Here is a 21,300-nt window from a genome sequence, read left to right as displayed (position 1 = left end):
ATGAACGCCAACGATCTCGCCATTGATATTCGTGGCGTCTCGAAACGGTACGAGGAGCACGTCGCGGTGCGCGATCTGTCGCTCCAGGTGCCATCCGGATCCGTCTACGGGCTCCTCGGCCCGAACGGCGCCGGCAAGACGACCACCATTCGCATGCTACTCGACATCATCGCACCAGATGGAGGCTCGATCAGCATCTTCGGGCGACCCAACTACGAAAGTGGCTTGCTCAATCGCGTCGGATATCTGCCGGAGGAGCGTGGTCTCTACCGGAAAATGCAGGTGCGCCGCATCCTCCGCTTTCTCGCCGAGTTGAAGGGACTTTCGGGCGAGGAAGCGGATAAGCGCATCGGCGAATGGCTCGAGCGGTTCGCCCTTACGACCAAAGAGCGGGATTGGGGCAATGCGAGAGTAGATGAACTGTCGCGGGGAATGCAGCAGAAGGTGCAATTCATCGCGACGCTCGTGCACGACCCGGATCTCGTCATACTCGACGAACCATTCAGCGGGCTCGATCCCATCAACGCACAAGCGCTGAAGGACGCCGTGGTCGAGCTCAAAAAGCGAGGAAAGACGGTGGTCTTCAGCACGCATGTGATGGAGAACGCCGAACGCATGTGCGACGCCGTGTGTATCATCGCGCGGGGCGAGAAGGTACTCGACGGCCCCGTGACCGACGTCCGCACGAGCAGCGGCCGGCGCAACGTCGCGCTCACGCTCGTGCCGAGCCGTTCGGGAAATGGCCGCGTGACCGAGAACGGCGTCGGCCAGGTGCTCGGCGACAGACGCCTCGTCAATCGCTACGACGACAACAATCGGTATTTCGAGATCGAGCTGGCGGCGGGCGCTGACGCGCAGGAGCTCCTCCACCGCTTGGTCGCAGCCGGCGCGCGCATCGAGCGCTTCGAGCTCGTGCTGCCCTCACTTCATCAAATTTTCATCGAGCGTGTCGGCGCCCAGGGCGTCGAGACGGGGATGTCGGGACATGGATAAATTCTGGGTCGTTGCGAAGCGCGAGTACCTGGAGCGCGTGCGCTCGCGCTGGTTCGTGGTGATGACGCTGTTCGTTCCGGTGTTCATCACCGCGATATTTCTGATCCCCGCATGGGTCACGGCGCGAAGCGCCTCGAGCGCGGCAGCGGTGAACATCGTCATTCTGGATGCGACGGGAACGGGACTCGGACACCGAGTTGCGGCGGTGTTGATGCGCGACAGCGCGTCGACGGCTAACGCCGACGCAGCGCCGCCGCCGCAAGTTCGCGAAATGTCGCAGGCGCAGCTATCGATCGCCGAGGACTCGGCGACGCACGAGGTGATGCGGCCAAAGTCGATCGTCGGCTATCTCGTCCTGGACGACAGCACCATGTCGAGTCGACGAATTCTCTACGCGGGGCGGAATGCCTCGTCGATCGTGGACATGGACAAGCTCAAGAGCGCCGTCCGTCAGGCATTCACCGGCGTGATGCTCGAGCGCGAAGGGGTGAAACCGGCGACGATCGCGCTGATTAGCAACCTCTCATTGACAATGCCGCTCACGCGCATCGATGAGCGCGGACGGGGTGGATCGGGTCAGGCGGCAATCTTTCTCGGCATCGGAATCGGCGTTCTGCTGTTGATGTCGATCATCTTCCACGGCCAGAACGTGCTCCGCGGCGTGCTCGAGGAGAAATCGACGCGCGTCGCCGAAGTGGTGATCTCGAGCATCAAGCCGGAGATGCTGCTCGCAGGGAAGGTCGCGGGCGCGGGCGCGGTCGGATTGACGCAGCAGGTTCTCTGGATCGCGATCGCTGGCTACCTGATGACGAACATCGCGCCGATCGTGCTCAAGTCGGCAGGCGCCCCGATCACGGGCGCGGGCACCGCGGCGGTCGGAGCTTCGTTAGGTGGCCTGACGATCGGATTGTTCGTCGTCGTGGTGCTGTACTTCCTGCTCGGTTTCATTTTCTACGCCTCGCTCCTTGCAGCCGCGGGATCGATGGTGAACAGCGAGCAGGATGCGCAACAGGCAGCGATGCCGGTGATGTACCTGCTCATCGGGAGCTGGCTGTTCGTGAACTCCGTGATCGTGAATCCGACCGGATCGATCGCGAGGGTGCTGTCGTGGCTTCCCTTCTCGTCGCCGATCATCATGCCGATGCGCATGGGGCTGTCGCCGGTCGGCTGGCCGAGCATCATTGGTTCACTCGCCGTATGCGCGTTAGGCTGCGTCGGTGCAGTCTGGCTCGCGGCGCGGATCTACCGGGTGGGCATGTTGATGTACGGAAAAAAGCCCAGCCTCGCTGAAGTGGCAAAGTGGGTGAGATACGCGTAGAGAGCCGCTTCTCTGGATTGGACTTTCTAGATCCGCTCTCGTTAGGTCAACGGAGACTCCTTCTCGAGCTAACCGTTAGTCTGCCCTCCCCGGCTGTGCTCTTCCGAAGTCGTCGACGGGTCCGGTTCCATATCCGCCCGAAGTCGCGACCATGCCGGGGCGACGGTTAGTCGTTCGTTGCGGCGCGCCCATCGCGGACTTGAGGTCGTCGACCCAACCATCGATGCGGTCCTGAAGCGCGGAGTGCACGCCAGACATCAGATTCGCCACGATGTCGTCGAGGGCCGCACCGAGCTTCGTCGTCGAGCCCTTCGTCGCGGCGACGGCCGCGACGGCTGCCTTCTTGTCTGTCCCGGACGCACTCAGCGCGAGTCCGGCGCCAAATGCGAGCGCGAGCGCGGGCCACGGATGATCGCGCACGATCTGCACGACGTTCAGCCGCTGCTCGAGCTCGGTGAGCGTGCTGGACATGCGCTCACGAGTCTGTTCGATGTCGCGGCGGACGTCGGCCGTTGTCTCAGCCATTGCGTGAAGTCTCCGATATGAGGGCCTAAAGTCTGGGCTCGGCTGCAACTCAATGCCTAACGGCAGCTACGAGATCGTCCTTCGTCTCGCGAAGCGTCGTCACCGTCTGGTCGGGTGCAAGCGCGTCCGGCGAGAGCAACGACATCCCACGCCCTGCGAACCACGCAGCGCCAGCACCGGTGATGACGGCGACGATGAGCGCCGCGAGCCAATACAGGTCGCGTGGAAGCCATTGATCTCCGACGAGCAGAATCACACCGGCGATGAGTGCGAGGCCGCCAAGGAGCGCGAGCACCGCCCCGCTGGCGACCAGCGCTGCGCCTCGTCCGACGCCATTGAGTGCTTCGAGGATCTCGACGCGGGCGAGAACAAGCTCAGCTCGCACCAACTCAACGCCCCCCTCCGCGAGATCGCGGAGGAGAGCGCCGACCGAGCGACGGCCATTCTGGTGCACGGCGACCGTCATGATCGCCTCCTACTTCCGAAACGCTTTGCCGAGCAAGTAGCCAACGCCGACGGCGAGGAGCAGTGTCCGGCCGGGATGGTCCTTCACCTGACGCTCCACACCCGACCGCAGAGTGTCGAGATCCGCGTCGCGCAGCCAATCGGCCGTCGCCTGCATCCCACCAGCAACGCGGTCGGTCACGTTCGCGACGCCATCGCCGCTGACGCTGACATCGGCACTCCCCGCCGACGCACTGAGCTGGCCGCGCCCGCCGCGCTGACGCAGCTTGTCGGCACCCGACTCGAGCGCGTCCGCGAGCTTGTTCTTCGCGTTGCCGGTGCTCTCACGCACGTTCGTGCCCACGTCCGCAAGTTTGTCCTTCGCCGTTCCCGCAATGTCACGCGCGCGATCCGCGATTCCACCCTCACCCGCACCGGACGTGCTGCCGTAGCTCGAGCCGCCGGTGGCCGCTGCGCCACTCACGTCGCCGCTGTTGCCGTAGCCACCAGTCGTCGATCCCGCGGCGCCAGTCGAGCTGCCGCCAGAATACTCGTCCGCGTTCCGTTCCATCTCCGCATCCTCCAGATGTTGGCAGAAACGGTTGTGCAGAGCGCGTGCCCATCGGAACCGAGAAGCGCGACTGCTGGGAGCGCCCCTGAAGGGAACAGTCGTTGCACGCGATACTCAAGACATTCATCAGGAGACGTACAATGCCACGCGGCGACAAATCGAAGTACACGGACAAGCAGAAACGCATGGAAGAGCATATCGAAGAAGGCTACGAAAAGCGTGGCGTCGGTCGGCACGAGGCGGAGCGGCGCGGATGGGCGACGGTGAATAAGCAGACCGGCGGCGGCAACAAGTCCGGCGGTTCCGGCCGCGGACAACGCGACTCGAGCGCGGGCAGCATGTCGCACGACGAGCGCAGCCGCGCGGCCAAGAAGGGCTGGGCGACTCGTCGCCGGGAGAGCTAGCGCCGCTCCAGCGCACACCCGACGGCGCGGGCGCCGACGAGCCTAACGAGCGATGCCGTCGGGCAGCTGCGCCGTCCGAGCGGTGCGTTCATATGCCGGGATCCCGAACGCAAGCAACGCGATCGTGCACGCCATACCGATGACGTTCACGATCAGAAGCGAGTAGCGCAGCGCCATCGGGTCGTGAAAAACGCTGTCGGTGAAGAAGGCGACGGCAGTCGGGCCTAACGTGCCCGAGACGAGACTCAGCACGAAGAAGTACAGCGCTGCGCCCTGCGTCCGAATCGGCGCCGGGACGATCTCGGCCGCGGCGGCGAAAGCGGGACCCCACGGAAACGCGGCAAAAAAATTCACGACGACGAGCCACGCCACGGCGAGCGCCGCCGTTGGCATGAGCGGATACGCGGACGCGGAGATCAGCATCCCGAGCGCGCCGACGATCCCGACGCGCAACGGTGCATCGACATGGCCGCGCTTAACGAGCATATCGGCAGCGCGCCCGCCAGCGAGCGTGCCGACCACGCCGACGGTCATCGTGAGTATTCCCTGAACCGTGCCCGCGCGCGAGGCCGTCCAGCCGTACGAGCGGATGAGAAAGGTCGCGAGCCAGGCGGCGATGCCGAAGTTCACCGACGCGGAGAGCGCGAAGCCGACGCCGAGGCTGACGAAAGTGCGCAGATTCGCGCGAACGTACGGGACGAGCGCGGCGCGCGCCGTCGGCGGCGAGGCGCGTCTCGCCCGGCGCGGATCACGAACCGTCAACATCAGGAGCGCGATGACGAGTCCCGGCGCGCCGACGAGCACGAACACGACCTGCCAGGAGCGCATCGCGCCGATAACGGGCACCGTCACGCTCGACGCCGTCGCCACGAGCCCGACGATCCATCCGCCGATGAAATACGCCAGCCCCGATCCGAGAAACGTGCCTAACGACCATACGCTCATCGCGATGCCGACGCGCTCGGGTGGAAAGTAATCAGCGATGAGCGACACGGAGGGCGCGTTGAGCGTCGCCTCGCCGACGCCGACGCCAATTCGCGCGAGCAGCAGACGCGAATACGTCGACGCGAGACCGCACGCCATCGTCATCAAACTCCACAGGGTGACACCAGTCGCCATGACGTTGCGCCGATTGGCGCGATCCGCCCACCACGCAATGGGCAACCCGAGCACGGTGTAGAGCACCGAGAAGGACAGGCCGATGAGGTAGCTCATCTGCGTGTCCGATATGTGCAGGTCGCGTTCGATCGCAGGCACGAGAAGGCTCAGCACCTGGCGATCGAGGAAGCCGGAGACGTTCGCCAGCGTCAGAACGCCGACGACGTACCAGGCATAACGAGGCGGGGTCGGGGCGATGGCGCGCTCGGCCATCGCGGAAAGCTACAGCGGCGAGGCTCCGATCGTCGCGGTCCCGCCGCGCCGCCACCCACCGCAACGCCGTGACGGACTATCTGACCGCGAACGATCTGGATTCGCCTCTCGGAGGAAGTTACGCGCGACCAGGCTCGATCAACGGCTAAGATTGCGTTAAGGCGGCTTCTGCTTCGACCTCCGGCCGTCACGGCGACAGTAGGTCAGTAGGGTCAGGCGCCTTCGAGATCCACCGCTGGTAATCTCAGCACGAACACGCTCCCTCCGCCCGGCCGCGGCTCGTACACGAGCGAGCCTTGCTGAATCTCCGCGAGCCGACGGGCAATCGAGAGGCCGAGACCTGCTCGACCGACATCGGGCGTGGCGTCAGCGTGGCGATTGAATGCCTCGAAGATCCGATCGGTCTCGGTGGCCGGTATGCCTGGACCTCGATCGGCGACGGTGAAAACGAGCCAGTCTCCGTCGCGCCGCACGCCGAGCTCCACGCTGCCCCCCGGCTTCGTGTAGCGAAGCGCGTTCTCGAGGAGATTGCCGACGATGCGAAGCGCGTGCGTGAAATCGAAACGCCCAACGAGTGCCGGACTCTCCAGATCGACGACCGTGCGAATGGTGCGGCCCTCGGAGAGCAAGCCCTGCGCCTGGCGCTGCGCGGCGCCGATGAGGTCCTCGGCGGTATTGATGTCGAGCGCCGCGCGAAAGGCATCGCCTTTCATTCGTGACAGGTCGAGCAGATCACCGACGAACCGCGTTAGGCGATCGGCTTGCTCTTCGATTGCCGCAGCCGCGGTGTCGCCGCGCAGTGCCGCGGTCTGGGCGAGCGCTTTGATCGTCGTCAGCGGTGTACGCAGATCGTGCGACACCGACGCGAGCAGGTTGTCCTTCATCTTGTCCGCCTCGCGCAACGCGGCGGCATGCTCGGCTTCACGAACGAGTTGCGCCCGCTCGATGCCGAGCGCGGCGTAGTAGGTGAGCGCGGCGAGGAAACGTTGCTTCGGCGGATTGAAAACGATCGGCTTGTCGTCGGAGAGGACGAGGACGCCGACGACGCCCGTCTTGACGCCTAACGGAAGAAAGAGCTCACGGGTGCCCGGCGCGGCGGCCTCGGCGCCGAGGGCGCCGTTGACGGCGAGCGAGAGCGGCTCACCCCGCTCGGCGGCACGATGGACGAGGGTGTCGGGATCGCGACGTCGCACGTCGATACCGTCTCTCGTTATGCTCTCGCCGAAGCCGCGATCCGGCATCCACGGCCAGATCGTGCAGGACGCGACGCCAAGTGTCGACTGGATAACGTCGACCATCTTCACGAGCGCGTCCTCGGCGCGACCGACGTTGAGCGTCTCCGACGCGAGCTGCGACAGCGAGGTCACCTCGATGGCGCGCGCGCGAGCCTCTCGTGCCTGCTCCTGTGCCCGGGCGAGCAATTGCGTCGCGACAATCGCCGTCGTCAGGAAGGCAACGAGAACAAAAAAATCGAGCGGCTTGTCGTTGAAGAAGTCGTAGTACGGCTGTTGGAACAGGTAATCGATGAGAAAAAATGCTACGAAGGCGAGCGCGAAGCCGAGCGCGCGGCCGGCACTCGCGCTCGCCCCGAGCACAATAAGGAGATAGATCAGAACGACGTGCGCCTGTTCGATTCGGCCCTGTACCGAGAACATGGCCAGCGTCGCGGCGGCAAGGATGACGATCCAGAACAGCCAGACGAGTGCAGGCCGGCTGACATGGAGCCGGATCTCGTCGACGCGATGCAGCACACGGCGAAGGCGACCGCCGAGTGGGGGCGTCCCGCTGTGCGTGGAGATGGTGCTGGTCACGTCAACGCATGACGTCGGCGCGATAGCCGACGCCCGGCTCGGTGATGACGATCCGCGGTGACGCCGGATCGTTCTCGATCTTTCGCCGGAGGTTCGTGATGTGCACGCGCAAATATTGCTGCGGGCTGCCAAATTGCCGGCTCCACACCGCATCGAAGATCTGCTGGTGGGTGAGTGTGCGGCCGCCGGCGCTCACGAGCGTGCTCAAAATCTGCCACTCGATCGGAGTCAGGTGAATCTGCCGGCCATCGCGATCGACTCGGCGCGTGACCGGATCGACAGTCAGTCCATGAAGCGTGATGGGCGCCGGCGTCGCCGGCGCCGCCGTCCGCGCTCGCCGCAACTGTGCTCGAGCCCGCGCCGCGAGCTCGAGGACGCTGAACGGCTTGGTAACGTAGTCGTCGGCGCCGGCATTGAGGAGTAAGACTTTCTCATCCTCCGAGTGGCGGGCCGACAGGACAATGATCGGCGACGCGAGTAAGCGGCGCAGCTCGCGGCAGACGTCGACGCCCGCTGAATCGGGGAGTCCCAGGTCGAGCACGACGAGCTCTGGTCGCTCGGCGGCGGCGGCGTTCAGCCCTTCGGCCCCTGTCGCGGCTTCGCCGATGTGGTCAGCAACTTCACGGAGGGCGTTGCGAACCGCACTGCGAATCTGCGGCTCGTCGTCGATAATCAGAATGCTGGCGGCCTTGTCCATATCGGCGTCGAATCATCATTGGCCCGCCCGCTCGCGCCGGCGCGCCGTGAGGAAAACTTCAATTTCATCGGGCCGGCCATTGATGAAGTCAAGACGTACGCGCCCGTCCGCCGTCTCGCTGATCGCACCCGGTATCGCGCTGTTCGTCAGATACCAACCCGCCGGCAGCACGACGGCATTCGCCGGCCGGCCGAAGGAGCGATCCCAGACGAGCATGCTGCCGTCCAACCGATAGCGCGCGCTGTCCGTGTACGTCTCGTACATCCGGAGCCGCGCAGACTCGTTCGGCTTAACGGCCATGAAATGAAAGACCACCACTTGGGTCTCAGCCGTCACGTCCGGCACGTCGAGGCCGGCTCGGCGAATCGCATCTCCGGTCAGGACCTCCCATTTCAACTCTTCACCCGTGTCGAGGATCCGCGCTGTGGGATGGGACACCGCGCTCCCCGTTCGAACGACGTTGAGATACTTGTCGACGCCTGGACGTGACTCTGTGTAGTCGTGATACAAGTCGAACGCGTGGGTCTCCGGCTGCTGAAGGAGGTAGACGATCTCTCGGTTCTGATGCGCGCGCTCGTCGAGGGGCAGACGCATCCGAGGCGGCGCAGCCGCCACAGGAGCGCTACCAGAAGGCGTAGAAGCGGCGTTTCCGGCCATCGTGACCCGGTTCAACGCAGCCGCGGGGAGCTTCCGCGCTCTTACGATCAGTGGCGCTTCAGCCGGTAGGGAATTCCAGAAGCTGATCGAGATGCGCCCGTCCGATTCCTCGATGACCTGTGACGGAATGTTGCAAGAGACGATCTCGTAACCGAGGGGTAGAACGATCGCGTTGCGCTTGATGCCGAGCGGCCGCGCGAAGACGAGAACCCCGTTCTCCTCGTAATAGCTTTTGGGATCGTAGTAGGTCTTATCGATGAGAATCCTTGCTTCGCCATCGGCGGGCACGGGGCGCGCCAGTCGCACGCGAATGTATTGCGATGTGGAGTCGCCGCCGCGCACGCCAGCAGCCCGCGCAACGTCGCCGCCGACGACGTCGAAGACGAGTGGCGCGCCGGTCGCGCGATCGTAGACATGCTCGTCGCTGGCGACGCTGCCCTTGCGAATGGGATTCAAGAATTGCGTCGCGCCGGTGGTCGTCGCAGTCACCTCATAGGCGATGCGGAATCGGGCAGAGCCGGGAGCGAGAAGCTCGTAGCGTGTGTAGTCGTCTGCCTGGGTTTGAGTGGCGGGGTTTGCATTGGGTTGCTGCGCAGTGGCGCTGACAATCGCGAACGCCACAAGGCAGATCGGAGCGAGAGCGAAGCATCCCATGTCGGTATCCTCCGTGACGGGAGTGGCGAATTGTACGATGGCCCGACCGCTCTCGCATCGTCTCGATGGTGCCAGTCGGGAAATGCATGGCATGCGGCATGAACCTGTAGAACAGTTCGGAGCACACTGAAGATCTCATGCGAAAGCAATCGAGTGCATGCAGGTGGATGCTGCTGTCATTCGTCGCGGCTGCCGGCTGTCACGGTCGCGAGCGTCAGACCGCGAGCGCCGCGACACCACCGCAGAGTGCGGCGCACGCGGAGAGCGGGACCGCGGCCCCAATGCGCTCACCGATGAGCGCTTCAGGCGTCGGAACGCCGCGGCGCGTCGGTCCGGTGGCGCAGCGGCTCTCGACAAAACCAGTCGGCAAAACATCCGACACGCTGTCGGCGCGTATCGATTCGACGACGATCGCTACGGTGGCGCCGCCAGCGCCAGCGCCGCTGCCCACGCCGCCCGCGCCCGCGGCGGCCCCCTCTCCATCCGCACTCTCGATCGCGCTGGCGCGACTTCCCTTCGGCGACAAAGAGCGGCTCGAGTATCAGGTCAAATACGGCTTCCTCGGCGTCGGCAGCGCAGTGCTCGAGGTGCTCGGAATCGATAGCGTGCGCGGCGCGCCGGCGATCCACGCAACTTTTACGGTGAAGGGCGGGATTCGCATCTATCGCGTGAACGACAGCTACGAAAGCTGGTTCGATCCTGAGTCCTACTCGACGCTCCGGGCCGTGCAGAGCATCGACGAAGGCTCGTACGATCGGCAGCGCGATTTCGAGTTCTTCCCGGAGAGAAAGATGCTGAGCGAGAACGGCAAGCCGGAGACGCCTACTGTCGCCGACCCGCTCGATGAGGCGTCGTTTCTTTTTTTCCTCCGAAGCATTCCGCTCGAGGTTGGCCAGACCTACGAGTTCGCTCGATACTTCCGGCCGGACAAGAATCCGGTGCGCGTCGTCGTCGTACGCAAGGAGACCATCAAGGTGCCGGCGGGCACGTTCAACGCGGTCGTCGTTAGGCCCGTGATCAAGACATCCGGGATTTTTGGCGAGGGTGGCCGGGCGGAAGTGTGGTTCACGGACGACAGCACGCGCACGCTCGTCCAGCTCAAGTCGTCGCTGAAGTTCGGGTCGCTCAATCTGTATCTGCGAAACCGCCGGCCCGGGACACCGTGGCTGGGCGCGGCTCCGGTCGCGGGTCAGTCGAGATGAGATGGTCCTGGCGCCTCGGGCGCGTCGCGGGGATCGATCTGTACGTCCACGCGACCTTCGTGCTGCTCCTCGCATGGGTCGCGTTTCAGGAGTACGCACAGGGTCCGGCAGCCATTGCGGCGTCGATGATCTACATCATCGCGCTGTTCGCGATCGTAGTATTGCACGAATTGGGACACGCGCTCACCGCGCGGCGCTATGGCATCCGCACGCGCGACATCACGCTGCTGCCCATCGGCGGCGTCGCTCGGCTCGAGCGGATGCCCCGCGACCCGCGGCAGGAGCTGCTCGTCGCGCTCGCGGGACCGGCAGTGAATGTCGTGCTGGCGATCGTGCTCTACGGCATCGTTAGGCTCGGCGGCCAGCCGCCCGTTGGCGAGCTGTACGACATCGATATCGTGACGTCAGCACGCGCGTTTCTCTATCAGCTGGCATTCGTGAACGTCGTGCTCGCGGCCTTCAATCTGCTTCCCGCCTTCCCGATGGACGGCGGGCGTGTGCTCCGCGCGATCCTTGCGATGCGGCTGAGCAGCTACACCCGGGCGACGGAGATCGCGGCGCGGGTGGGACGCGTGTTCGCTCTTTTGTTAGGCATCGCTGGTCTGTACCGCTTCACCAACCCCTTCTGGGTGCTGATCGCCCTCTTCGTCTGGCTTGGCGCCGGAAGCGAGGCGGCCGCGGTGCAGACGTCGGCGACGCTCGACGGAGTACCGATCGAGGATCTGATGATTCGCGAGGTTCACACGCTGGCGCCCGATGATCCGCTGTCGCGCGCCGTGCAGTTCACGCTCGAGGGATTTCAGCAGGATTTCCCGGTGGTGGACGCGAGCGGCGGCCTGGTGGGCGTGCTGACGCGCGCCGACCTCTTGCGTGCGCTCTCCGACGGCGGCGCATCGGCGACGGTCGCGGACTCGATGCATCGCCGATTTGCGACGGCGACGCCCGAGGACCGCGCGGAGGAGGCGATCGACCGCCTCCGAAACTGTGGATGCAACGCGATGCCGGTCGTTCGCGGGCGCGAGCTGTTAGGCGTGCTCACGCTCGAGAACATCGGGGAGTACATCATGATTCGCTCAGCGATGGCGGCGAAGCAGAGGAGCTGAGCACCGACGAGCCGTTGTCAGAGCGGCGAGCGGATCGGAACGTCAGACATCGTAATACCGGTCGATCGTCCTGCGCACGAGCCGATCGTAGAGCGACGCGAGCTGGAGCCGATCGTGCTGCGAGGGAGTGAACTCGCGCCAGATCTCTCGCACCGCGATGAGCATGCGCTCAGGGCTGTGTCCTGCCGAGTGCGCGGCGGCCGCGAGGGAGTCGGCGACGGTTTCGACGTCGGCGGAGGCGGCGCCATCGCCGTCGAGGTACCGGGAAGTGATCTGCCGTAACTTGGCGACCGTCGCCGTGGGGACCCATGCGGGCTCGTGCGACGGCGTCCACTGTTGTCCCGCTGCACGTTGATCCATGCTCGTCCTCCGGGGCCGCATCGCCGCACTCGTTATGCACCTCACGACTGCCGCACGCAACGTCCGGCCATCGGCGGCGACAGCCCGGAGCGCAAAGTTGCAAGATCGCTAAACAAAGGGGGCGCAATAGTTGTGCCTGCGCGGCCGGAGGGGTGCGGAGGTTCTCCACGCGCATGGTGTTTGCCCTCCGTAAAATCAGCGTTGCTGCCGGGAGGGAGACCCATGTCGACGGGGAACGAAAAGCGCCAGCGAAAGCGATCCACACGTGTCCGCCGCACCGATGTGACGCCGCCCAAGCGGGACGCGACGTTCGAGAGCGACCATTCGCCGACGGACGTTGCCGCACGTGAGCATTACCGTCGTGAAAAGGCGCGTCGTGCCGAGCGCGTGCGGCCTGCGGAGCATCCGTTGGAGCAGGCTCGGCGAGCCTATCACGCGTTGCTTGCGGCGGACGCCGAGCGAGCCAAAGGTGGCCGACCGAAAAAGCCCGTGATCTCGCCGAAGCAAAAGACCGCCGAGTCGGACCAATCCGCCGCGGAACCCGAGCAGGAGTAGCTACTTTCATCGCGTCCGACGTAACCGTTGCTGGGTTCCGCGAGTCGTTAGAGCGACAAATACATCGATCTAACGCCGAGCCAACCAAATTGACGCCGAGGACGTGATGGTAATGGATGGGGGGCGGGCGGCGGCTCCGCCGGAACTTCTGTATCTGTTGCATGGGGATCCTTCGGAGCTAGCCGAGGCGTTGGCCGGCATGCGCGCGGCGGACGTCGCCGAGGCGCTCAAGGAGCTTGGTCCCGAAGCGGGCGCGAAGGTGATGGCGGCGCTGCCGTTCGATCTTGCCGTGCAGGTGTTCGACGAGCCCGAGCTCGATCGACATCGTGCCGCGATCGTGCGCTGCATGCCGCCGCAGGCGGCAGCGGCCCTGGCCGAAGCGATGTCGGCGGACCAGCGTGCGGATCTCGTGCGCGAGTTGCCGGAGAGCGACCGCGCCAGGCTGCTCAAGCTACTCGAGGCGCCGACGCGTCATTCGCTGGAGATGCTGCTCGAGTATCCGCCGGAGAGTGCGGGCGGCATCATGACGACGGAGTTCGTGGCGATTCCGGCGACCTGGATGGTCGAGCAGGCGTTGCGTTACATCGGCGAGGTTGGGCGAGCTAAGGAGACCGTATACGCCGTGTACGTGCTCGATCCGCAAGATCAGAGATTGGTGCACGTCGTGTCGTTACGCGAATTGATGACGGCGGAGCGCGCGGCGGTGGTTACGACGGTAGGCGATCAGCGGAAACCATTGAGCGTGCGCACGCTCGCCGATCGTGAGGAGGTTGCGCGTCTGATCTCGAAGTACAATCTGCTTGCGGTGCCCGTGGTCGACGATGGCGGGCATGTGCTTGGCATCGTGACCGTGGACGACGTGATCGACGCGATTGTGCGGGAGCAGACCGAGGACGTGCAGAAGTTCGGTGGTATGGAGGCGCTCGATGCGCCGTACATGGAAATGGGCCTCTTGTCGATGATCCGGAAGCGCGCGGGGTGGTTGTGCGCGCTGTTTTTGTCCGAGATGTTGACGGCGACGGCGATGCAGCACTTCGAGGGAGAAATTGCGCGCGCGGTTGTGCTGTCGATGTTCATTCCGCTCGTTATGAGCTCGGGCGGGAACTCCGGGTCGCAGGCGACGTCGTTGATCATCCGTGCACTGGCGCTGCACGAAATCCGGCTTCACGATTGGTGGCGGATAGCGATGCGGGAGTTACCGACCGGCCTCGTGCTCGGCTCGATCCTTGGCGTGATCGGCATTGTGCGCATTGAGCTGTGGCAGCACGTGCACCTGTTCGATTATGGGGTGCACTATCATCTCGTTGCACTGACGGTTGGGCTGGCGCTGATCGGCATCGTGTGCTTCGGTTCGCTCGCCGGCTCGATGTTGCCGTTCGTCCTGAAGCGGGTGGGGTTCGATCCGGCGAGTGCGTCGGCGCCCTTCGTGGCGACGCTGGTCGACGTGACGGGGCTCGTGATTTATTTCTCGGTAGCGCTGATCGTCCTGCACGGGACGTTGCTCTGAGGTGAGCGCGGACGAATAGTTCCTTCATGCATCGCCGACTCGTCTTCATCGCGCTCGCACTCGCGCCATCCATCGTGGGCGCGCAAGCAGCACCTAACGAGTGCTTCGGTTTCAAGTTCGGCGCCTGGGATCCGCCGCTCAGGAGCGTCGCGAGCGCGTACAATCCGGGCTACGATCCGGCGACGAGCGCGCCCGTGGGCACGCCGCGTGATTGGGCCGCGCGGGTGCCAAATGGCGGGGCATCGACTTCGCCTGCGGATTCGGTCCTCATGCTGTTCCCCGCTTGGTGGCCAGTCGGACTCGAGATTCAATGGACGGAGCAGCGTGGGGATACGCTGATTGGAAGAGCCGTCGCGCTGGTTGCCGATGGACGGCTCAAGAACCCGGTGACGAGCGTGCGCGGCGTGAAGGTCGCCTGCGGTGGGCCGGCTGCGCCGCGTTCCGATACGTCGGCCCGACGCGGTTCGTGACCTCGGCGTTGGCGTCGCTGTCCTTTCGATATGCGACTCGACCGAAAATTCCTCCTCCTTGCGCCGACGCTCGTGCTCGCGGTCATCGTTGCAGGGATGTTCTACACCGCGACCCGGCTCCGGCAGATCGTGGAGGCGAGTGACAACTGGCAGATGCGCAGCGACTACATCGCGTCTGTCGAGCAGGGCCGGCGGAAGATCACGAGTGAGAAGGCGATGCAACTCGTGCGGGTCTCGCTCGATGCGGAGCGCCGGCGGACGGCCGCGATCGCGGCGACGAACGAGCTGCTGCTTACGTTAGGCGCGATGACCCTGGCGTGCTGTGCGGCTTTGCTCTGGACGATCCGTGGCGTTCCGCGCACGCTCCCGCTACGCGGTCCGGTGTTGTTCAGGATTGCTCCTGGATCGAGCGAATTTTGACCGTGAGCGCGGGGAACTTCGCCACGCCGGATTCGATCATTTCGCGGACGGCCTGACTCGTCGATTGCGAGAAGTCGTGTGCGGGTTCGTCGTCGCCTTCGATCCAGAGCTGGACGGTAAGGGAGATTGCTTTGTGCATCGTCACATCCATGGCTGAAAAACGACAGCTCATTCTGAGGTAGTGTCCGTCAATGCTTTTGCCGAAAGGTCAGTCCAGCGACCGTCGCGAAGCATTTCGACTTTCATCACAGGGTGAATCTCCCACAACGTCCCCCGCGTTTTCCCCAACTGCTCGGGGTGCTCTGGGTCGAGCATCAACCACCCGCTCACGCGAACGAGCGTGCTATCGCGTACCAGCTTGTGAATCGCGTTGAGCGACCACTCCGGGTGGTTCGCGCGAACCGCGGGCGTTGTCTCGACGACGATCGAGCGGCTGCGGTCCTTGCCCGGCGTCGCCGATAACCAGAGATGCCAATCGCGGAACGTTGCGTCCGCGCCGTGACAGTTCGTCGCTTCGGGACCCTCCAGCTTCCCAGCGACGAAATATCCTTCGACTGCAACCGGCAGCCCTTCGTCCTCGGCAACCGAGACGGAGTCGCGCCGGCTCCACGCCTCGCGGAAGCGCCTAATGACTGACGGTGACCAGCGGAGATCGAGGACGGTGGCGAAGGCCGTCGGCGCCCAGCTCGCGCTGTCGACGCGATTCTTCAGGTAATTCAACTCCCGGTCGCCGCCGTCGCCGGTGGGCGGACAGCCCTGAAAGCCTGGGCTCACCGGAACCGGCTTATCGGAGACGACGCTACCTGGAGATGCTCGCGGTGGCGCGACTCCGCCGACAACGCGGATGATCCCGGACTGGTCGAGCGCACGCCGGAATGCCGCGAGAGCGACGACGATCGCGGCGATTCCGACGACCAGTCGCCTGCGGACGAGACGTTTGAGCATAGGCAGACTGGTGCGGTGGGTGGCGCGACATATTTATCAGACTCCTCGCGCGCGCTATGAGCACAATACGGCTGTACTACACGGATTCCTACCTTACGAATTTCCATGCCCGCGTCGTCGACGCCAGCGACGACGGCCTTCGCGTCTATCTCGACCAGACGGCGTTCTACCCGACGTCAGGCGGTCAACCGAATGATCTCGGGACTCTGGGCGGCGGAATCGTAACTGACGTCGTCGACGAAGGCGATCGAATCGCGCATGTGCTAGAGTCGCCGTTCGGAGGCGACGCATCGAGCGTCGCTGGTGACATAGACTGGCAGCGCCGCTTCGATCACATGCAGCAGCACACCGGTCAGCACTTGCTCTCCGCCGTGCTCGAGGAACTCTTCGGCCACCACACGGCGAGCGTTCACTTCGGACGCGACTACTCTTCGCTCGACCTCGACGTCGAATCGATCAGCGCGGAGCGGGTGATCGAAGCCGAGCGGCGCGCGAACGAGATCGCCGCCGAGAATCGTCCGATCACGACGACCTTCGAGGAGGCATCCGAGGCAACGGACCTGCGCAAGCAGAGCGATCGCGAAGGGACGCTTCGCATCGTTTCCATTTCCGACGTCGATCGCAGCGCGTGTGGCGGAACACACGTCCGCGCGACCGGTGAGATCGGCGCGATCCTCATTCGCAGAGTTGAGCGTGTGCGAAAGTCGGCGCGTCTCGAGTTCGTTTGCGGTCTGCGGGCGATGCGCCGCGCACGGACCGACTTCGAGGCGCTGACGCGGATCGCGACCTCGCTCTCGGCCGCGCTCGACGACGCGCCGGCGCTCGTGAGCGCGCAGGCCGAACAACTTCGCGCCGCCGAGAACGAGCGCCGGCGCCTCGAGCGCGAAGTTGCCGTCGGTCGGGCGCGGGCGCTGTACGAGGCCGCACCGACGGACGCGGGCGGTCGCCGAGTCGTTAGGCATGATGCGGCGTCGATGGACGAGTTGCGAAACCTGGCACAGGCGATGGTGGGGCTGCCGCGCGTGCTCTTGGTTGGCACGCTCGTTGACCCGCCGTCACTCCTCTTCGCCAGCTCCGAGGACGCGGGCGTTGACGCCGGGCGCACGCTTCGTGAGGCAGTGACGCGGTTAGGCGGCCGGGGCGGCGGCTCACCACGGATCGCGCAGGGAACGGTGCCCGACGCGGCACGTCTCGAGGAAGCGGTCACGACGGTTCTGAGCGCCGTTTGAATGGCAAAGTGCTAACTTCCGTTGGCTTTCTGACCCTATGCACGGCAGTCAGATGCGACGTTCGGAAACAGTACGGAACCGAACCGATCGTTGCTGGTATGACGCCCGATAGGCCATACTTCACGTTCCTTCCGTAGGAACCGTCCTGTCACTCAACATAGGACCCGCATTGTGTCTCGGATCATCCGATCCTCGGCGCGGGCGTATGGACGAGGCGCGACCGCGGCACTCGTAGCCGCCGTCATCGCTCTCCGGATTGCGCCAGCGCAAACGCCAGCTGGCCATCCAGCCCGCAGTGAGATTTCCATTCCGTACGAGCATTATCAACTTGCGAACGGGCTCAACGTCATCCTGTCGCCGGATCATGCCGTCCCGACAGTCGCCGTCGACATGTGGTACCACGTCGGCTCGAAGAACGAGCTGCCGGGCCGCACCGGCTTCGCGCACCTTTTCGAGCATGTGATGTTCACCGGTTCCGGGCACGTCCCGTATGGGCTGCACGACAAGCTCACCGAGGGCGTCGGCGGCTTCAACAACGGCTCGACGACGAACGACCGCACGCAATACTGGGAGATCGTTCCGGCGAACTACCTGGAGGACGCGATCTGGCTCGAGGCGGACCGCATGGGATTCCTTCTCGACGCGCTCGACACGACCAAGCTCAACGCGCAGCGGGACGTCGTGAAAAATGAGCGGCGCCAGAGCTACGACAATCAGCCGTACGGGCGAACGAGCGAGATCATCAGTGCCGCGATGTATCCCAAGGATCATCCATACTCCTGGCCGGTGATTGGGAGCATGGTCGATCTCTCGGCAGCGTCGGTGAACGACGTGAAGAATTTCTTCAGGGTGTTCTACGCGCCTAACAACTCGACGATCACGATCGCCGGCGATTTCGATCCCACGCAGGCAAAGGCCTGGGTGCAGAAGTATTTCGGCGATCTGCCGCGCGGCAAAAGCATCGTGCGGCCGCAAGTCAAGCTGGTCACGTTGGCGAGCGAAAAGCGGCTCGTGTTCGAGGACCGGGTACAGATACCGCGCCTGACGATCTCGTGGCCGACGGTCGGCGAGTCGCACAACGACGATCACATCCTCGACGTGCTCGCAAGCGTGTTGTCCGGCTCGCGTACGTCGCGGTTGCAGAAGGAGCTGGTGTACGACCGTCAGTGGGCGGCGAGCCTCGCCGCACAGCAGCGCACGAACGAGAACGGCGGCGAGTTCCGCATCACACTCACGCCGCGTCCGGGACACACGCTCACCGAGCTGGAGCTGGCATCCGACACCATCATTGAGCGGCTGCAGCGTGAGGGTCCGACGGCCGAGGAAGTGGCGCGCGCAAAGGCGGGCATCGAGCTCGGCTTCGTGAGCGGACTCGAATCGAATCTCCAGAAGGCGGAAATCCTGAGCGATGGCTCCGTCTTTCACGGCGATCCGGGCTATTACCGCAAATCCTACGCTGAGGCCGAGAGCGTGACGCCTGCCGAGGTGCAGCGCGTCGCCAAGCAGTATCTGACCAGGGGACGCGTCGTGCTTTCGGTCGTGCCGCAGGGGCACAAGCAGGATGCAGCCAAGGCCGATCAGAGCGTGACCGTCACCGATGGAGCGAACCGATGAGCGTTTACTATAGTCTGCGGCTCGCGGCGGCCGCCGCAGCCGTACTCGGCGTGAGTGCCCTCTCGGTCGTCGCGGCGCAACAGCCGAAGCAGGCGGCGGGGCCGGCGTCTTTTGATCGCGCGACGATCCCCGCGCCCGGCGCGACGCCGGAGCTCAAGGTGCCGACGTGGACGACGATGAAGCTATCGAACGGTGCGGAGCTGATCGTGTCACCGCGGCACAACCTGCCGCTCGTTTCTGTCGCGATCGACTTCGTCGGCGGAAGTAACCAGTACGAGCCGGCTGCGAAGCCCGGTGTCGGTGAGTTCGCCGGCGCGATGCTCAGCGAGGGCACGACGACGAAGAGCGGCGACGACATCTCGAATGCCTTGCAGCTGCTCGGCACCGGCGTCCGCATCAGCGTCGGCGGCGAGAATGGTGCGATCAGCTTCCTCGCGACGACCGACAAGGTCGAGCGCGTATTACAGATCGTCGAGGACCTGCTCGTCAATCCGTCATTCCCTAACGACGCAATCGAGCGGTATCGCGCGCGCCGGCTGGTGGCCTTGACCCAGGCGAAGGACCGCACCGCATCGATCGCCTCGCGCGTCTTCCCGAAGGTGTTGTATACAGAAGCGCATCCGTACGGTCGGTCGGTGACGGAGCAGTCGGTGCAGGCGATCACCCGCGACGATATCGTCTCCTTCGCGAAGGCGTATTTTACGCCGGGCCACGCCATCATCTCGGTCGTGGGCGACGTCGAGCCTAACGCGGTGCGTCAGATGGTCGAGCGTGTACTCGCTCCATGGAATGCCGGCGGCTCCGTCCCCAGCTTCGAGTATCCGCAGGTTCCTCCACAGAAGACGACGACGATTTACCTCGTCGACAAACCCGGCGCGGCGCAATCGAGCTTCGCGATCGGCTTACCAGGTCCGTCGCGTAGCACGTCCGACTATTTCGCACTCGAGGTGCTCAACACGATGCTCGGCGGCATGTTCCAGTCGCGACTCAACGCCGACATCCGCGAGCAGAAAGGCTACAGCTACGGCGTCGGCTCCGGTTTCTCTTACGGCAAGGGACCCGGACCGTTCGAGGCCGGCGGCGACGTCGTGACGGCGAAAACGGACAGCGCGCTGATCGAGTTCATGAAGCAGCTCAGGGGCATTCGCGGCGAACGTCCGGTGACGGACGACGAGCTGAAGACGGCAGAGGACAATCTCGTGCAAGGCTTGCCGCAGAACTTCTCGTCGGTGCGCGCGGTGAATGGCTCGATCGCCGACATCTTCCTCGAGCAGTTGCCACAGGATTACTACCAGCACTATGCGCAGAACGTGCGCGCAGTGACGAAGGACGACGTGACGCGGGTCGCGAACAAGTACATCGACGTCGATCATCTCGCGATCGTCATCGTCGGCGACCGGAAGGCGATTGAGCAACCGCTCAAGGCCACGGGCATCGCGCCAGTGGTCGTGCTGGACCTGAATGGAGATCCGGTAGCGGTGCCGTAATAGTGATCGGTGACTGGTGATGGGTGATTGGTGATTCGGAGTGCCGGCGAGCTACGCTCGCCGGCATTGCCTTGACCAGTTACCAGCCACGGATAACCAATCACCGCACGTTGATCTTCTTCGCCCGCGACTCCTGCGGGGCGGGCTTCGTCACCGTCACCTCGAGCACGCCATCCTTGAATGTCGCGTTGCAGGCGTTCGGATCCACGCCCTCGGGAAGCGGAATCGCGCGATAAAAACTTCCATAACTCCGCTCGCTGCGGTAGTAGCCCTCGTGCTCGTCCTCGACGTCGCTGTGCCGCTCACCGCGAATGACGAGCGCGTTGTCCTCGACTTCGACGTCGACGTCGTCCTTGTTCAGACCCGGCAACTCGGCGCGCACGACGATGTTGTTCCCGCGTTCGAAGATCTCGACCTGCGGCGCCCAGAGATTGCGCAGTGACGGCGCCTGCGTGCCGCGTTGGGTGCCCCGCTGAGGCGCTTGACCACGCGCCTCGGGCCACGAGCCCGCGTTGGCGAAGAGCTGATCCATGTCCTCCATCATCTGGCGCATCAGCGCGAATGGGCTCACTGCCGCGAGTGAACCGAACGGACGGAGGAAGCGATCGCTGCGGGTAATCTCACCACGTTCACTCGAGGGCGTCCGCTGTGTCTGGCCGCCCTCGCGCGCCGTCTGCAACACTCGCTGCTGATCACCACGCGCACTCGCCTCGCTCTGATTCGTCGCCGGTGCACCGCGAGCTTGCTGGTTCGGTTCCACTTTTTGCGCGGTCGCTCCCCTTCCCCCTGCCCCTCCCTTCGTCGAGCTCGGGTTGCGGGTGTTGGCTCGGTCCTCGGTTCTGCCGCTGCCTCGTGTTGCCATGACGCTCTCTCCTTCAAAGCCGTATAGTTTTTTCGATCGCACGCCGACTCCGTCGCCTGCGTCGGCGAGTTCACTGTTTCGTCATCGGCGAATCGCGGCAA

At 64.5% G+C, this 21,300-nt stretch carries 23 protein-coding genes; 12 read left to right on the top strand and 11 right to left on the bottom strand.

Features of this window, described 5'->3' with window-relative positions; all coding sequences use genetic code 11:
• Together VGH98_01090 and VGH98_01085 are read left to right on the top strand one after the other, a co-directional pair.
• Window positions 1–993, top strand: coding sequence for an ATP-binding cassette domain-containing protein (locus VGH98_01090; protein ID HEY2374543.1), 993 nt, complete (start codon window positions 1–3; stop codon window positions 991–993).
• Window positions 986–2,311 carry an ABC transporter permease gene (locus tag VGH98_01085; GenBank protein ID HEY2374542.1) on the top strand — a complete coding sequence of 442 codons (1,326 nt, stop codon included), beginning with the start codon at window positions 986–988 and terminating at the stop codon, window positions 2,309–2,311. The genes VGH98_01090 and VGH98_01085 overlap by 8 nt, the downstream gene beginning before the upstream one ends.
• 75 nt (window positions 2,312–2,386) lie before the next feature.
• Here VGH98_01085 and VGH98_01080 read toward each other — a convergent pair whose 3' ends face one another.
• Genes VGH98_01080 through VGH98_01070 form a run of 3 tightly spaced genes read right to left on the bottom strand, consistent with a single transcriptional unit; the run spans window position 2,387 to window position 3,851 of the window.
• Window positions 2,387–2,836 (bottom strand): DUF3618 domain-containing protein, encoded by a 450-nt coding sequence (locus tag VGH98_01080; protein ID HEY2374541.1) that lies wholly within the window; start codon window positions 2,834–2,836, stop codon window positions 2,387–2,389.
• A 49-nt stretch (window positions 2,837–2,885) separates the two neighbouring features.
• Entirely contained in the window at window positions 2,886–3,302 is a 417-nt protein-coding gene (locus tag VGH98_01075; protein HEY2374540.1) for a phage holin family protein, read from the bottom strand.
• 9 nt (window positions 3,303–3,311) lie between these two features.
• Complete coding sequence (locus tag VGH98_01070) at window positions 3,312–3,851, bottom strand: hypothetical protein (GenBank protein HEY2374539.1); 540 nt, start codon at window positions 3,849–3,851, stop codon at window positions 3,312–3,314.
• 140 nt (window positions 3,852–3,991) lie between these two features.
• On the opposite strand from VGH98_01070, the gene VGH98_01065 reads away from it, so the two are divergent.
• Window positions 3,992–4,255: a hypothetical protein gene (locus VGH98_01065; protein HEY2374538.1), complete on the top strand. Its 264-nt coding sequence runs from the start codon at window positions 3,992–3,994 to the stop codon at window positions 4,253–4,255.
• A gap of 42 nt (window positions 4,256–4,297) precedes the next feature.
• Here the strand turns inward: VGH98_01065 and VGH98_01060 are convergent, their stop codons facing one another.
• From VGH98_01060 to VGH98_01045, 4 genes are all read right to left on the bottom strand, one after another.
• Window positions 4,298–5,626: an MFS transporter gene (locus tag VGH98_01060; protein ID HEY2374537.1), complete on the bottom strand. Its 1,329-nt coding sequence runs from the start codon at window positions 5,624–5,626 to the stop codon at window positions 4,298–4,300.
• Between the two features lie 212 nt (window positions 5,627–5,838).
• On the bottom strand, window positions 5,839–7,437 hold the full coding sequence (locus VGH98_01055; GenBank protein HEY2374536.1) for an ATP-binding protein: 1,599 nt from the start codon (window positions 7,435–7,437) through the stop codon (window positions 5,839–5,841).
• 1 nt (window position 7,438) lies between these two features.
• Window positions 7,439–8,134, bottom strand: a complete 696-nt coding sequence (locus tag VGH98_01050; GenBank protein HEY2374535.1) for a response regulator transcription factor — start codon at window positions 8,132–8,134, stop codon at window positions 7,439–7,441.
• A gap of 15 nt (window positions 8,135–8,149) precedes the next feature.
• Window positions 8,150–9,445 carry a hypothetical protein gene (locus VGH98_01045; protein ID HEY2374534.1) on the bottom strand — a complete coding sequence of 432 codons (1,296 nt, stop codon included), beginning with the start codon at window positions 9,443–9,445 and terminating at the stop codon, window positions 8,150–8,152.
• A 137-nt stretch (window positions 9,446–9,582) separates the two neighbouring features.
• Here VGH98_01045 and VGH98_01040 point away from each other — a divergent pair, with 137 nt between their 5' ends.
• The gene (locus VGH98_01040) at window positions 9,583–10,647 is read left to right on the top strand and encodes a DUF3108 domain-containing protein (protein HEY2374533.1); all 1,065 of its coding nucleotides are present in this window, start codon (window positions 9,583–9,585) and stop codon (window positions 10,645–10,647) included.
• On the top strand, window positions 10,644–11,750 hold the full coding sequence (locus tag VGH98_01035) for a site-2 protease family protein (protein HEY2374532.1): 1,107 nt from the start codon (window positions 10,644–10,646) through the stop codon (window positions 11,748–11,750). Before VGH98_01040 ends, VGH98_01035 begins: the two co-directional genes overlap by 4 nt.
• Window positions 11,751–11,792: 42 nt before the next feature.
• Here the strand turns inward: VGH98_01035 and VGH98_01030 are convergent, their stop codons facing one another.
• On the bottom strand, window positions 11,793–12,110 hold the full coding sequence (locus tag VGH98_01030) for a hypothetical protein (GenBank protein HEY2374531.1): 318 nt from the start codon (window positions 12,108–12,110) through the stop codon (window positions 11,793–11,795).
• A 222-nt stretch (window positions 12,111–12,332) separates the two neighbouring features.
• Here VGH98_01030 and VGH98_01025 point away from each other — a divergent pair, with 222 nt between their 5' ends.
• From VGH98_01025 to VGH98_01010, 4 genes are all read left to right on the top strand, one after another.
• Window positions 12,333–12,665 carry a hypothetical protein gene (locus tag VGH98_01025; protein HEY2374530.1) on the top strand — a complete coding sequence of 111 codons (333 nt, stop codon included), beginning with the start codon at window positions 12,333–12,335 and terminating at the stop codon, window positions 12,663–12,665.
• A 106-nt stretch (window positions 12,666–12,771) separates the two neighbouring features.
• Window positions 12,772–14,172, top strand: a complete 1,401-nt coding sequence (gene mgtE, locus VGH98_01020; GenBank protein ID HEY2374529.1) for a magnesium transporter — start codon at window positions 12,772–12,774, stop codon at window positions 14,170–14,172.
• Between the two features lie 26 nt (window positions 14,173–14,198).
• Complete coding sequence (locus VGH98_01015) at window positions 14,199–14,642, top strand: hypothetical protein (protein HEY2374528.1); 444 nt, start codon at window positions 14,199–14,201, stop codon at window positions 14,640–14,642.
• A 30-nt stretch (window positions 14,643–14,672) separates the two neighbouring features.
• Entirely contained in the window at window positions 14,673–15,062 is a 390-nt protein-coding gene (locus VGH98_01010; protein HEY2374527.1) for a hypothetical protein, read from the top strand.
• On the opposite strand, the gene VGH98_01005 is transcribed toward VGH98_01010, so the two are convergent.
• Both VGH98_01005 and VGH98_01000 read right to left on the bottom strand, forming a co-directional pair.
• Window positions 15,031–15,201 carry a hypothetical protein gene (locus tag VGH98_01005; GenBank protein ID HEY2374526.1) on the bottom strand — a complete coding sequence of 57 codons (171 nt, stop codon included), beginning with the start codon at window positions 15,199–15,201 and terminating at the stop codon, window positions 15,031–15,033. The two genes, VGH98_01010 and VGH98_01005, sit on opposite strands and share 32 nt — an antisense overlap.
• Before the next feature lie 29 nt (window positions 15,202–15,230).
• Complete coding sequence (locus VGH98_01000; protein HEY2374525.1) at window positions 15,231–16,007, bottom strand: hypothetical protein; 777 nt, start codon at window positions 16,005–16,007, stop codon at window positions 15,231–15,233.
• Between the two features lie 56 nt (window positions 16,008–16,063).
• On the opposite strand from VGH98_01000, the gene VGH98_00995 reads away from it, so the two are divergent.
• The 3 genes from VGH98_00995 to VGH98_00985 all read left to right on the top strand — a co-directional run bounded on the left by VGH98_00995 (window position 16,064) and on the right by VGH98_00985 (window position 20,337).
• Window positions 16,064–17,236 (top strand): DHHA1 domain-containing protein, encoded by a 1,173-nt coding sequence (locus tag VGH98_00995; GenBank protein HEY2374524.1) that lies wholly within the window; start codon window positions 16,064–16,066, stop codon window positions 17,234–17,236.
• Between the two features lie 171 nt (window positions 17,237–17,407).
• Entirely contained in the window at window positions 17,408–18,850 is a 1,443-nt protein-coding gene (locus tag VGH98_00990; protein HEY2374523.1) for a pitrilysin family protein, read from the top strand.
• Window positions 18,847–20,337 carry a pitrilysin family protein gene (locus tag VGH98_00985; protein HEY2374522.1) on the top strand — a complete coding sequence of 497 codons (1,491 nt, stop codon included), beginning with the start codon at window positions 18,847–18,849 and terminating at the stop codon, window positions 20,335–20,337. Before VGH98_00990 ends, VGH98_00985 begins: the two co-directional genes overlap by 4 nt.
• A 100-nt stretch (window positions 20,338–20,437) precedes the next feature.
• On the opposite strand, the gene VGH98_00980 is transcribed toward VGH98_00985, so the two are convergent.
• Window positions 20,438–21,199: an Hsp20/alpha crystallin family protein gene (locus tag VGH98_00980; GenBank protein ID HEY2374521.1), complete on the bottom strand. Its 762-nt coding sequence runs from the start codon at window positions 21,197–21,199 to the stop codon at window positions 20,438–20,440.
• Window positions 21,200–21,300: the final 101 nt, after the last annotated feature.

Source organism: Gemmatimonadaceae bacterium (assembly GCA_036496605.1).
Taxonomy (GTDB): Bacteria; Gemmatimonadota; Gemmatimonadetes; order Gemmatimonadales; family Gemmatimonadaceae; genus AG2.
This window is presented reverse-complemented; position numbering and strand designations above follow the sequence as displayed.